This window comes from Shewanella sp. BF02_Schw (assembly GCF_014596695.2).
Lineage (GTDB): Bacteria > Pseudomonadota > Gammaproteobacteria > Enterobacterales > Shewanellaceae > Shewanella.
In genome coordinates this window covers 501,954-514,788 of sequence record NZ_JABKAW020000003.1, presented here as the reverse complement: position 1 = coordinate 514,788, position 12,835 = coordinate 501,954, and the positions used below count along the sequence as shown (strand labels likewise).

Below are 12,835 nucleotides of genomic sequence, written 5' to 3'. Positions count from 1 at the left end.
TCTCAAGGCCATTTTTTTCAACAAAAAAGCAAGTTGCAGGCAACTTGCTTTTTAAACTTGATGAGAAAATTCTGTTAAATTATTTCCACTTAGCAGGCGCGAACTCCATTTCTGCATTATCGTCAAAGTAACGGCGCTTAGTATCACGGCGACGCTGTTTTACTTTTTTCGATTTTGGTTTTCCCTTGATGTTATCGCCCCATGGCGCATCATCTTCATCAAATTCAAATGAGTGTGACATTTTCAACATTCCAGATAACTGTACCTCTGTTGGTACAGCCTCTTTTTACCTAAAGTTAATGACAAGCTAAAGCGAAATATTTCATCCTTGATGGTAAAAATTATTGCACGTAAAAATGACACTGATATGACAATTCATTTTTTACTTTAAATAATTAAACTTTACTAAGCACCAATTCATTAAGGCATTGAGCTAATTGTTGTTGCCAAGGTTTGGGCATGGCGATTGAGTGCGATAAGCGGGTGTCTAACACACTGAAAGTGGGTCTATTAACGATAGATGCATATTGTTCTGATGTCATAGGCTGCAAATAAATTGATTGAGGTAATAAGCCTAACGCTATTCCTTGTGTTTTGATCTCTTGAGCAAACTCATACCAAGTACACTTACCTGCATTACTCCAATGGTAAATAACTGACCATTGTTTTTGTGAACACAGTTTCCACAGAAAAGTGCAAAGTCGTCAACGGCAGTCTAATGAGCAATGAATATCTATTTAATTGTGCTCCGAAGAGTTATTAAAAAGCTTTCAGTACTTTGATTATAAGAGTCATACTTCATTGTTAGTTTATTCTGATTTGCTGACCTAGTCCTTCGATTTTATCGACTCTATATCGCTCTGCGTCTGGGCCTGTAATTCGCCTAAATTTTACATCTAACAAATATAAGTGATCGGAATAGACTTGATAAATATGTCCACGATCTAAAATGATAATGTTACCACTTTTATCCCACTTAAATGTTCCGCTGCCACGATAAGGATTGGGATCAGTGCCTAGACGAATAGTGTGGATGGTATATTGGTTCGGTTGGGTTAGTTCAAGAGTGGTATCCATTCCATCGCAACTCGGGCATGGGAATACACCATGATATACACCTTGCCATTGCAAAGTGTTTTGACTACTTGAAGTTGTATCTATAGTCGAGGTGTCTTGTTGGCCGCAGCCGACGATTGTTAATATAATCACTAACCATAAATTTTTCATCTAAAATCCTTTTAGATACAAAATTGTTACGAATGTGACGCTCGGCAGTTCTGGTTTTATGTGTCTCAAGTGAATGATCAACAATTTAAAATAATATTCACTTTTATAAATGTGACTATGTAAAACATGTCTATTTGACTCAAGCTAAACCAGTATGACGAGGATGACTTTAATATAGATAACCAAAGCGCACTCGCGCTTTTATCATCAATTAATCCCGATGTTAATTCTTGATGTTAATATATAGGTATATCATAGATTTTGAGTATTAACGGTTAAACTTTAGTCTGTATATCGAAAAATTGTTTTATTTCATCAATTCTATCCATTGCATCTTGATAACCTAAATCAATCAAGGTGGTGGTATAGCTTTTTTCGAATAATAAATACGACACAATACTCGAGTCAGACTGTCTGTTAATACCAAATAATTTCAATAAAGTTCTGATTGCAAAAGGCATATCATCATAGAACCGTTCTGCAATTCGGCTTAAATCTTGACTAGGTTTTATCACTAAAGTATCAATATGACGCAAGTTCAAGGTTTCACGGTCTTGTGGGGATATCATTGATAAGGTGCTGTTGACCCGTTGCAGACGCTCTAAGTCGCTGTTCAATGTGTCCGAGAAAATGGTATCTAATAAATGTCCGGCGATTGTTGCTGTTTTAGGGTGATATTCAAACTCGATGGGAAAGTGTTTGTGTGGACTGTCTAAATTAATCACAAATATTTTACTAGCACCTAGGTGGATAGGGCTTGATAGTGGCGATAATTGATGGACGGATCCATCACCATAATAGGCTTGATTAAGTTTAATTGATGGGAATACCATCGGAATTGCTGAGCTTGCAAGTAAGTGCTCAGTATTTAATAAACTGCGAATACCAACTCGTCTAGCACGTTGCCAATCATCAATGTGTTCGTTACCTTGATAGAAAGTATATGAACGTGAATTGTTGTAGCATGATGAGTCGATACTGATAGCTTTGAGTGCATCATTACCAATATTACGATCAATTCTTTTAAAATCGATAAGGTTATTCAGCAACTCTCGTAATGGTTGATTATCCAGTAGGCTGCCAGCATCAGTATTGACTTTGTCATCTTGTAGACCTTTAATTGCCATTCGTCCCAAATGTCTCAACACTTGAGGGATCGAAGTGCGATAGACTTTATGGGTTTCAAAATGACGCCACACCCAGTCCAGTTTTTTTATGGCCAAATGGAAACAAGATGCGTGGGTCGCTATCGATATTGCATTAATAGCACCTGCAGATGTACCACAAATAATATCAAATGGAACATTATGGTTGCGTGGGTAAAACTGCACTAACGCTTTTAATACGCCAATTTGATAAGCGGCCCTGGCTCCACCACCTCCAAGTACTAATGCTGTTGATACTGGCAATATCGGTCCTTTAATCGGTTAAGTTTGTTTGATTCTAGTATGAATTCTTTTTGTGTTCTACACCAGTTACCAATAAGTCGACTATGCTATTTATTGTCTATCCTTTATCTTCACTATATCTATTATCGAGGTTAATACTTTGAGATGAAAAGTTGAACATGATTACGAGCACTCATTTGCAACACCATATCGAGATTGATAATAAGATCTAAAGTAATCTTTTACTCGTATGGTTATTTAGTCTTCATGATAAAACTAATGTAAATAGTTCATCATAGATTGTTGATTTCGTTAACGAATACTCAATTGATTATACCAATTTAAGGATGGCATGTGGCTCTGTTTAAGACAACATCAGAAGTATCGGTTGATAACGATGCAGCACATAAAGCAAAGCAACTTTCTCCCTGGAAAATTGCCATCATTGATGATGAACCAGGCATACATGATGTGACTAAATTTGCATTAAGCCATTTTGAGTTGGAAGGTAGGAAACTCGCTTTTTATTCAAGTTTTAGCGCTGAAGATGGATTCATTTTACTACGCGATGAGCCTGATATCGCGCTCGCATTTATCGATGTTGTGATGGAAAACGATCACGCGGGGCTGGATTTAGTTGAACGTATTCGAGGTGAGTTAAATAATCACAGTACAAGGATTATTCTTCGCACTGGTCAGCCGGGCAGCGCTCCTGAGGAAAGGGTGATCAGAGAGTTTGATATTAATGACTACAAAGCAAAAACAGAATTAACCGCTACCAAACTTAAATCGTGTGTTTATGCTTCCTTGCGCTCGTATCGAGATATTAAAACAATTGAACTAAGTCAACGTGGGATGGAGAAAGTCATCCAAGCTTCTTCTTCAGTGCTACTAAGCAATACACTGCATCATTTTGGTAGTGCTGTTCTTGAACAAACATTGCAATTACTTAATTTGAATAGCTCAGCGCTTTATTTAACCAGTTTTCGTGAAGATCTCTACCAAGATACTCATATGAACCTATTAGCCGCGACTGGCGATATGGTGAGTTACCGTGAAATAGAAAATGTCGAATCACTACCGGGTGAAGTGAAAGAGTATATTATTGAAGCCATTAGTTTAGAGAAGTCGATAGTTCACGATAATATTTATGTAGGCTTTTATAAGTTTGGCCAAGATGTTACCAGTATTTTATACCTCCAACACGACACCGCATTAACGCCTTTGCAGGTCAGGATCCTTGAATTATTTGCTGCCAATGTTAGTTTGACCTTTGAAAACCTTTCAAGCAAAGAAAATGTCCAACAAACGCAACGTGAACTGATCCTAATTATTGGTGATGCGATTGAACAGCGCAGTAAAGAAACCGGTGCTCATGTTAGGCGTGTGGCAGTGATGAGTGAAATGCTGGCTAACCATATTGGTATGAGCGATGATTTTGTTGAAACCATGCGCTATGCAGCCCCTTTACATGATGTGGGTAAAATTGGTATCCCTGAAAGTATTTTACATAAACCCGGTAAGTTGACCGATAGTGAGTGGGAAATCATGAAAACCCATGCAGAAAAGGGCTACACCTTACTTGCGGCATCAAATCGTATCATAGCCAAAATGGGCGCTCGTATTGCCTATACACATCATGAACGATGGGACGGTAATGGTTATCCTCGTGGGTTAGTTGCTGATGCGATACCGATTGAAGGTCGCATTATGGCTATCGTGGATGTAATTGATGCACTGTTGTCAAAACGCAGTTATAAAGACGCCTGGTCCGCTGAAAAAGTAAGAGATTATTTAATTGAGCAGTCAGGTAAGCAATTTGATCCTTTGATGTGTGATGCCAGTTTAACCTTGCTTGATAAGTTTGTAGAGATCCAGCAACAAATGCCAGATGAACCTGCGCAAAGCACACATTAAGTTATCTATTATGAATCAGAATTTAGATCAAGTATTACTGGCTGTCAGCCGGTCTGAATTAATTGATACTGGAAACTTAGATTCGGCTTCAAAATTGATTGTCGATTCAGTTTGTCGCGGACTCGATATCGACAGGGCAGGTATATGGTTGTTAACAGAAGATAATCAATCAATCGGTTGTTTTTTATTAGTTGATAATCAAACTAAACAAAATAATATCACGCTAACTCGCTTAGCGTTTCCGGGATATTTTCGCGCTCTCGATACAGAAAGAACGATTGCTGCCAGTGATGCTATGACAGATCCAGCAACCTGTGAATTTAAAGACATTTATTTGCGCCCCAATGCAATCACAGCCATGTTAGACAGCCCAATAAGGCATGCTGGTAAAATGATCGGCATTATCTGTTGTGAGCATAAGGGAGGCGTTAGGCATTGGAGCCGTGATGAGCAATCATTTGTGAGCTCTTTGGCTGATTTGTATGGTAGAGCTGTTAACGCTAAAAAGGTCAAGGCTTACCAAAATGAACTTGAATTGAATAATTTAGCCTTAGAAGCAGAAGTTGAAAAGCGAACCGCAGAGTTAAAAAATGCGATTAATAACCTACAAGTAACGCAAACCAGTTTAATAGAGAGCGAAAAGCTTGCCGCCTTAGGTAATCTTGTTGCTGGTGTTGCACATGAAGTTAATACTCCATTAGGTATTTCGGTGACATCAACAAGCCACTGCATCGATGAGTTAACTAAACTCAAAACTTTGTTCGCTGCGGGTGAATTAGAACAACAAGACTTTGAAGAGTTTATCCATACACTTACTGACGGATTACATTTAATTGAACGCAATTTATCGCGTGCCGCTGAGTTAGTTCATAACTTTAAACGCACCGCCGCTGACCAGCTTATTTTAGAAAAAGAGCAGGTTAATTTAACTGAATATTTGGAGCAAATATCTTCCCCTCTTAGGCCATTAACCCGTAAGCAAGGTATCGAGCTTGATATTCAAATAGAACCAGACTTGGTTGTTGAATCTTATCCTGGTGCTATAGCACAAATCTTTACTAATCTAGTGTCCAATTGCTTTCGGCATGCATTTCCTGTCGATTATGTAGGTCAAAAGCGAATTATATTAGGCGCTAATTACTGTGGTGATGAAATAAAGATGTTTTACAAAGATAATGGCAAAGGTTTGAGCCCTGAAGTAAAGCGGAGAATATTTGAACCTTTTTTTACTACCGCACGCAATATTGGTGGCACAGGGTTAGGCATGTCTATTGTGTATAATCTAGTAACGCAAAAATTAGGCGGTAGGCTTGAGATTATTTCAGAGTTGAATCAAGGCCTTGAAATCGATATTTATATCAAAAATATTACATAAAAGTGTTTTGCAGCGATAAAAAAACGCACCCTAAAGTGCGTTTTTAACAGGTTATATTGTTAATAACTAGCCTTTAGCTGCATTTGTTAAAAACGCCACAATCTCATCGAATGGAATATCTTGTTTCTCACCCGTACGACGGTTTTTATATTCAAATACACCCGCATCAATATTGCGATCGCCAATCACCACAACATGCGGTAAGCCAATGAGTTCCATGTCGGCAAACATAACCCCAGGACGCTCTTTACGATCATCCATCAATACTTCAACACCAGCATCAGCCAGGTCTTGGTAAAGTTTTTCGGCAATGTCAGCTACACGATGTGACTTATGCATATTCATTGGCAAAATGCCTACAGTAAACGGTGCAATCGCTTCAGGCCAGGTAATGCCACGGTCATCGTTGTTTTGCTCAATAGCAGCAGCCACAATACGACTCACACCTACGCCGTAACAACCCATCAATAACACTTGGGCTTTACCGTTTTCGTCTAACACGGTGGCATTCATTGATTTAGAATAACTTGTTCCCAACTGGAAGATATGGCCGACTTCAATACCACGAGCCATGGCATACGTACCTAAGCCATCAGGCGTTGGTTCACCTTCGACCACATTACGGATATCCGCTGCAGTCGCTAGAGGCAAATCGCGCTCCCAGTTAATACCAAAATAATGCTTAGCTTCAGTGTTGGCACCCGCGGCAAAATCGCTCATCACAGTCACACTATGATCAACAATAATTGGCATCGTTAAGCCAACAGGTCCTATAGAACCAGGACCTGCACCCACTGCTGCACGAATTTCTGCTTCTGAAGCAAATTCAAATGGAGACGCGACTAATTCAAGTTTGTCGGCTTTAATTTCGTTAAGTTCGTGATCGCCACGGATAACTAAGGCAACTAATGGCGCTTCGTCAGTAGCACCTTTTACGATTAAGGTTTTAACCGTTTTAGTGATGACTAAATTAAATTGCTCAACTAACTCAGCAATCGTTTTGGCGTTAGGCGTATCCACTAACGTCATCGCTTCAGTCGGCGTGGCAAGAGTGTCGGTTGGCATTGGTGATTCGGCTTTTTCAATGTTAGCGGCATAATCGCTACCCGTTGAATAAGCGATTAAGTCTTCACCACTGTTAGCCAGCACATGGAATTCATGCGACATGCTACCACCGATAGAACCAGTATCAGCCAGTACTGGACGGAATGATAAGCCCATACGAGTCAGAATATTGCTGTATGCGGTATGCATAGCGTGGTAAGTGTTATCCATGGTTTCTTGATCTAAATGGAAAGAATAGGCATCTTTCATCAAGAATTCACGCGCGCGCATCACACCAAAGCGGGGACGAACTTCATCACGGAACTTAGTTTGTACTTGGTAAAGTGTTAACGGCAGTTGCTTGTAAGAACTTAATTCTTTACGGACTAAATCAGTGATCACTTCTTCATGGGTTGGCCCCAATACGAAGTCACGATTATTACGGTCTTGGAAACGTAATAATTCAGGACCAAACTTGTCCCAACGGCCCGTTTCAACCCATAAATCAGCAGGCTGAACTAACGGCATTAATATTTCGATAGCGCCTGTTTTATTCATTTCTTCACGAACAATGGCTTCAACTTTACGTAAAACACGTAAACCTGATGGAAGCCAAGTGTAGAGACCTGAAGCATTACGACGGATCATACCGGCACGTAACATTAACTGATGACTAATCACCTCTGCATTAGCAGGGGTTTCTTTTTGTGTTGAAAGCAGGTACTTGCTAACTCGCATTCCCAATGTCCAAAATAGTTGCTATGAATTAGCATCATTTTAGCACCTGCAACAATGATGTCACCTGCTAATTCGACTCAAAAGTAGCCTTTGTTATACTTTAACCGCAAGTGACCGTTATTAAACTTCACATCGGGATAATAAATGCATATTAAATAGCTTTCTATCCCTCTATCCAGTGTTGTATTGACTTGTTATAAGAACACAATAGTCGCGTCAATGTGCTTAGATAGCAACAACAATGGCAAGTTTGATATCGATGAGTCGCCACTAATTTGTCTTTATTGAATAACCCTATCTATTCAACGTATCTGAGGTTATTTATCGCGTCGGTCGCCAATAACTCGGGCAGGATTTCCAGCAACAATGGCAAAATCGGGTACATCTTTTGTAACAATGCAGCCCATGCCAATCACCGCACAATCCCCAATGGTGACACCGTCAACAATGCCTGCCTGAGCGCCAATCCATACATCTTGGCCTATCACTACACCTTTTGATGTCGCGGGTTGTTTATAAATGGGTGCGCTGGGTGACATACCATGGTTAAAAGCATAAATCGTGACGTTGTTAGCAATACGTGTTTGGCTGCCAATTTTTATACCGTTACGGCCCCCATCTAAGCTGCAGCCATGGTTAATGGCCACTTCATTGCCTAGGGTAATTGGGCCATGCATAAACACATCAGCGGCAATCATACATTGATTACCTATAGAGATATCACGACCCGGTTCGGCAAAAAGCTGAGCTTGTGGGGCAATAAAACATTGTTCACCTACATGAATGGTTTCAAGCTGACATAGCCGTTGTTGAATGTCATCTTGCCAAGGTTTTGCCCATGTTAAATGTTTTGGTTTAAGTGAAAAATACAGCCATGGCATCCATGATAAGCGTTTTTTATGTTGAGCTTGGTAATCTATGTCTGCCATTGATTTAATCCTTCAGCAGTTCAACTTTTGTCGGTTTGAGTTCTAACACTTCAATACCTTGAGCTGTGATATGCCAAAAGATATCTAAGTCGTATAAAGCCACTTGATAAAGTTTGGGATCATTTTTGGCTTTTTTGTATGCAGGACGAGGATCTTGTGACAATACCCCTTCAATAAGCGCGGCTAAATCTTGGTACTGCTCTTGTTTGCTGTAGTGATCTATTTGCTCTGTCGCTAACGATGTATAAGTCAGTGGGATGAGGATTGGTGCTTCTTGGGCTATGCCGCCTTTAGCGTCTAAAATAGCATCAGAAAAAGGAATATAAGGTTTAATATCGACAATTGGCGTGCCGTCTAATAAATCCATTCCAGATATTACTAAGCACACTTTTCCTTTACGTTGGATAACTCCATGGAGTTTTACCACTGATTGGCCAATACCATTTGGACGAAATGTGGAGCGTGTAGCAAAAACGCCCAGTTTTTCATTGCCGCCTAAACGAGGAGGGCGAACGGTGGTTTTCCAACCTTGAGCCAGATTTTCATGGAAACAGAATAATAACCATAAGTGTGAATATTGCTCTATTCCTCTTACTGCATCAATATGATTAAACGCGGGTTCAAACTCTATATAACCTACCGCATTGACTAAACCTGGCTGACGAGGAATACCAAACTTTTGTTTGTAAGGTGTTCTGCATATTGCAACAGCATTTAATTGGCTGCTAAACGGAACGCTAGATTTATGATTCATTAGATCTGTTTGACTGTGTCGATCGTTGCTTTGTGTCATGCGATACCTGAATTAAGCAAACAAAGGGAGTTATAAATCAAATATAAAAAATGTTGATGAGTGTTATATGAGCACTCATCATTTATGGGCAGCCAATATAATATATTGAGTTGTTATTTTTCTGTAGGAGTTTTAATGGCTTGACCGACACAAAGTGCACGGCTAAAACAACTATTATCCGCTTCAGTAATCATAAAACAGCTTTTAACTACAAAACCATTTGCGCCCATATCTGCAGCAGATCTTCTGGCATTGCTTCGTGCTACGGCCATTTGCGGTGGTGCATCTTGTTTGCTTTCTTGGCAGGCTTCGCCTTCCACTAAACCTAAAGTTTCAAATGTTCCTTTAGGTTGATCGTTTCCTTCATATAACTGAACATCACCGACTTTAAAATAATCATTGATCGCTTTACTGTCTAAATTACTTTTGAACGTATAATCACTCGCACAAGCGCTCAATAATAGTGCTATACCTGAGGCAATAAATGCATATTTAAGAGGAAAAGTCATAGCCGTAGCCTTCTATTAATGGGGAATGGATCAACGATGGTTAGTTTACCTTTTCTCATGGCGATGATAAAGCGCTCAAATGCTATAAAAAAAAGAGCTTACCGAAGTAAGCTCTTTTTTTATTTTAAAGGATAACGGTGTGGTTAACCCTTAATCAGAATAATTATTCCATACCAGGAATTAAGAATTCGCTCATATTTTTGCCGCTATCAACTTGTTGTTTGAATACGGTAGGCATACGACCTTGGCCAGTCCATTGAATTAATTCACCATCAACAGTGATTTGATATTTTGGTGGGCGCGGTGCACGTTTAGGTTTAGCTGTTTTAACAGAAGAGGTCACATCACCTAAATCTTCAATTGATAAACCACTGTTTTCAATTTGAGCAAGAATTTCAGCAATACGAGCGTTACGCTCTGCATTAGCTTCAAGTTCTAATTTCTCTTCTTCTTGACGTTCGGTAATGATTTTTTCTAATTTCGCCGCTGTTTCACGTAAATCATCAAGAGACAATTCTTTTACTGCAGCTTTAAAACGACGGCCGTGGGTTAATATGTCTAAAAAGTCACTCATGTTGTATAGTTTCCTAATGATTTATTTATAAAATAAAAGTTATAATAGATAAAAAGTATCAACGTTCCGTGTAAGTTTCAGTACTTCATATTGTTTATTTGGGTCGTTATTATTAATATAAGTCAGATTAATTCTCTGATTATTACTAATACAGCTTAATCAATACTGAATATAGCTGTAATAATAGAAACTATTTGGCATTGAATCAAATAAAATCATCTAATTATGCAATTAATTTTAATTAAGCATTCCCATTAAGTAATTAATGATCCACTACTTGTTTAGTTTGATTGCCACCACAATAACAAAAAATATGTAAACAGTCGTTTGACTTTGATTGACGTTAACGTTAACAGGACGTAAAGTTAACCCATCTTGCATTGGCGAACGCCAGTGTGTTGTCCATATACATTGAAGGTGTAGGAAGGAAAACCTATGAAAGTATTGGTGCCTGTTAAACGCGTAGTTGATGCCAATGTGAAAGTCAGGGTAAAAGCTGATAACACAAATGTTGATACGACCAACCTTAAAATGGCGTTAAACCCATTTTGCGAAATAGCGGTAGAAGAAGCTGTTCGCCTCAAAGAAGCTGGCATTGCCACTGAAGTTGTAGTGGTAAGTGTTGGCCCTAAAGCGGTGCAAGAACAATTAAGAACCGCAATGGCACTGGGTGCCGACCGGGCGATTCATATTGAGACCGATGAAGAGTTAGTGCCTCTTTCGATTGCTAAGCTGTTAAAGGCCGTGCAAGAAAAAGAGCAAGCACAACTCGTTATTTTTGGTAAGCAGTCAATTGACGGCGACAATAACCAAACGGGTCAAATGCTCGCAGCATTAACTGATATGCCACAAGCGACATTTGCATCAGAAGTCAAAATTGATGGTGACATGATTACGGTTACTCGTGAAATCGATGGCGGACTACAAACGCTGAAAATGCCTTTGCCTGCGATTGTGACGGTAGACTTACGTTTGAACGAACCTCGTTATGCTTCATTACCTAATATTATGAAAGCTAAACGCAAACCATTAGAGATTATGGCTGTGGCTGATCTTGGTGTGAGCTTAAGAGCACATCAAACAGTACTTAGCGTCACACCTCCTGTTGAGCGTAAAGCGGGCATCATGGTGTCTTCTGTTGAAGAGTTAGTTGATAAGTTAAAAAATGAAGCGAAGGTGATCTAATATGACCATTTTAGTATTAGCAGAACACGATAATGTCAGCCTGAAAACTGACACGGCGAAAGTAGTTAGCGCTGCAGCAGCCATTGGTGGTGATATTCATGTACTGGTTGCTGGCGCTGATTGTTCTGCCGCGGTAAGTGCAGCACAAAGTCTAGCGGGTGTGAGTAAAGTTTTAGTGGCAGATGCCGCTCAATATGGTGCTCAACTAGCTGAAAATGTATCAAAATTGGTTGTTGATATTGCCGGAGACTATGAACATATTCTGGCTGCAGCAACCAGTATAGGTAAAGATACATTGCCTCGCGTAGCAGCATTATTAGACGTTGCCCAGATTTCTGAAGTGATTGAAGTTGTAAGCAGTGACACTTTTGTACGCCCTATTTATGCGGGTAATGCACTTGCGACGGTGCAAAGCTTAGATGCTAAAAAAGTCATGACAGTACGCTCTAGTGCATTTGATGTTGTAGCATCAACAGGCAGTGCTGAAGTCGTCAACTTAAGCCAAGCAATAGATTCAAAAACTGAGTTTGTTTCTCAGTCACTCACTGAATCTGCCCGTCCTGAACTCGGTAATGCTGGCATTATTGTGTCTGGCGGCCGTGGTATGGGCAGCGGTGAAAACTTTGCTATTTTAGAACAACTCGCCGATAAGTTAGGCGCAGCAGTAGGTGCATCACGTGCAGCTGTTGACGCAGGCTTTGTACCTAACGACTTGCAAGTTGGCCAAACGGGTAAGATTGTCGCCCCTAACTTGTACATTGCAGTGGGTATTTCTGGCGCGATTCAACATCTTGCTGGCATGAAAGACTCAAAAGTAATTGTGGCCATTAACAAAGACCCTGAAGCCCCTATTTTTCAAGTGGCGGATTATGGTTTGGTTGCCGACTTATTTGAAGCGGTACCGGCATTGAACAACCTCGTTTAATCAGATGTTAAGTCGCTAAACGGAGGAGTTGATTAAGCTCGTGTTGTTCAGCCGACTTTGACGCGCTATTAAACGTTCTGTTGTACGATTAAAAAGGTTTCTACTCATAAGGTAGAAACCTTTTTTATTGGGCTACTCTTGGATTTCTCTTAGATTTAGTACTGGTTTAGGTGTTGATTTTTAAAAATTCAGTTCAAATATCCAGGGTTTGATGCGGTTGCTGTTTTTGTG

The 12,835-nt window shown here is 39.8% G+C and carries 12 protein-coding genes; 4 read left to right on the top strand and 8 right to left on the bottom strand.

Annotated elements, in window-relative coordinates:
- Positions 1-79 precede the first annotated feature (79 nt).
- The 3 genes from HNW13_RS14865 to HNW13_RS14850 all read right to left on the bottom strand — a co-directional run bounded on the left by HNW13_RS14865 (position 80) and on the right by HNW13_RS14850 (position 2,636).
- The gene (locus tag HNW13_RS14865; protein ID WP_041413129.1) at positions 80-241 is read right to left on the bottom strand and encodes a hypothetical protein; all 162 of its coding nucleotides are present in this window, start codon (positions 239-241) and stop codon (positions 80-82) included.
- Between the two features lie 563 nt (positions 242-804).
- Positions 805-1,227, bottom strand: coding sequence for a copper resistance protein NlpE (locus HNW13_RS14855; protein ID WP_162023574.1), 423 nt, complete (start codon positions 1,225-1,227; stop codon positions 805-807).
- Positions 1,228-1,502: 275 nt separating this feature from the next.
- Complete coding sequence (locus tag HNW13_RS14850; protein ID WP_101086528.1) at positions 1,503-2,636, bottom strand: patatin-like phospholipase family protein; 1,134 nt, start codon at positions 2,634-2,636, stop codon at positions 1,503-1,505.
- Positions 2,637-2,969: 333 nt separating this feature from the next.
- Here HNW13_RS14850 and HNW13_RS14845 point away from each other — a divergent pair, with 333 nt between their 5' ends.
- On the top strand, positions 2,970-4,532 hold the full coding sequence (locus HNW13_RS14845) for a DUF3369 domain-containing protein (RefSeq protein ID WP_192116295.1): 1,563 nt from the start codon (positions 2,970-2,972) through the stop codon (positions 4,530-4,532).
- Between the two features lie 10 nt (positions 4,533-4,542).
- Entirely contained in the window at positions 4,543-5,907 is a 1,365-nt protein-coding gene (locus HNW13_RS14840; RefSeq protein ID WP_192116296.1) for a GAF domain-containing sensor histidine kinase, read from the top strand.
- A gap of 66 nt (positions 5,908-5,973) precedes the next feature.
- On the opposite strand, the gene HNW13_RS14835 is transcribed toward HNW13_RS14840, so the two are convergent.
- From HNW13_RS14835 to HNW13_RS14815, 5 genes are all read right to left on the bottom strand, one after another.
- Positions 5,974-7,689: a proline--tRNA ligase gene (locus HNW13_RS14835; protein WP_192116297.1), complete on the bottom strand. Its 1,716-nt coding sequence runs from the start codon at positions 7,687-7,689 to the stop codon at positions 5,974-5,976.
- Between the two features lie 317 nt (positions 7,690-8,006).
- Positions 8,007-8,618: an acyltransferase gene (locus HNW13_RS14830; protein WP_192116298.1), complete on the bottom strand. Its 612-nt coding sequence runs from the start codon at positions 8,616-8,618 to the stop codon at positions 8,007-8,009.
- Positions 8,619-8,622: 4 nt separating this feature from the next.
- The gene (gene tsaA, locus HNW13_RS14825) at positions 8,623-9,372 is read right to left on the bottom strand and encodes a tRNA (N6-threonylcarbamoyladenosine(37)-N6)-methyltransferase TrmO (protein WP_192116299.1); all 750 of its coding nucleotides are present in this window, start codon (positions 9,370-9,372) and stop codon (positions 8,623-8,625) included.
- Positions 9,373-9,524: 152 nt separating this feature from the next.
- On the bottom strand, positions 9,525-9,920 hold the full coding sequence (gene rcsF / locus HNW13_RS14820; RefSeq protein ID WP_101086533.1) for an Rcs stress response system protein RcsF: 396 nt from the start codon (positions 9,918-9,920) through the stop codon (positions 9,525-9,527).
- Between the two features lie 163 nt (positions 9,921-10,083).
- A complete protein-coding gene (locus HNW13_RS14815; RefSeq protein ID WP_101086534.1) occupies positions 10,084-10,494 on the bottom strand; it encodes an H-NS family nucleoid-associated regulatory protein in 411 nt (136 codons plus the stop codon).
- A gap of 435 nt (positions 10,495-10,929) precedes the next feature.
- Here HNW13_RS14815 and HNW13_RS14810 point away from each other — a divergent pair, with 435 nt between their 5' ends.
- Both HNW13_RS14810 and HNW13_RS14805 read left to right on the top strand, forming a co-directional pair.
- On the top strand, positions 10,930-11,679 hold the full coding sequence (locus HNW13_RS14810; protein WP_059744357.1) for an electron transfer flavoprotein subunit beta/FixA family protein: 750 nt from the start codon (positions 10,930-10,932) through the stop codon (positions 11,677-11,679).
- A gap of 1 nt (position 11,680) precedes the next feature.
- On the top strand, positions 11,681-12,604 hold the full coding sequence (locus tag HNW13_RS14805) for an FAD-binding protein (RefSeq protein WP_192116300.1): 924 nt from the start codon (positions 11,681-11,683) through the stop codon (positions 12,602-12,604).
- Positions 12,605-12,835: the final 231 nt, after the last annotated feature.

Coding starts and splice junctions, on each gene's coding strand:
- HNW13_RS14865 (WP_041413129.1), bottom strand. CDS start 241: ATGTCACACTCATTTGAATTTGATGAAGATGATGCGCCATGGGGCGAT.
- HNW13_RS14855 (WP_162023574.1), bottom strand. CDS start 1,227: ATGAAAAATTTATGGTTAGTGATTATATTAACAATCGTCGGCTGCGGC.
- HNW13_RS14840 (WP_192116296.1), top strand. CDS start 4,543: ATGAATCAGAATTTAGATCAAGTATTACTGGCTGTCAGCCGGTCTGAA.
- HNW13_RS14835 (WP_192116297.1), bottom strand. CDS start 7,689: ATGCGAGTTAGCAAGTACCTGCTTTCAACACAAAAAGAAACCCCTGCT.
- HNW13_RS14830 (WP_192116298.1), bottom strand. CDS start 8,618: ATGGCAGACATAGATTACCAAGCTCAACATAAAAAACGCTTATCATGG.
- tsaA (WP_192116299.1), bottom strand. CDS start 9,372: ATGAATCATAAATCTAGCGTTCCGTTTAGCAGCCAATTAAATGCTGTT.
- rcsF (WP_101086533.1), bottom strand. CDS start 9,920: ATGACTTTTCCTCTTAAATATGCATTTATTGCCTCAGGTATAGCACTA.
- HNW13_RS14815 (WP_101086534.1), bottom strand. CDS start 10,494: ATGAGTGACTTTTTAGACATATTAACCCACGGCCGTCGTTTTAAAGCT.
- HNW13_RS14810 (WP_059744357.1), top strand. CDS start 10,930: ATGAAAGTATTGGTGCCTGTTAAACGCGTAGTTGATGCCAATGTGAAA.
- HNW13_RS14805 (WP_192116300.1), top strand. CDS start 11,681: ATGACCATTTTAGTATTAGCAGAACACGATAATGTCAGCCTGAAAACT.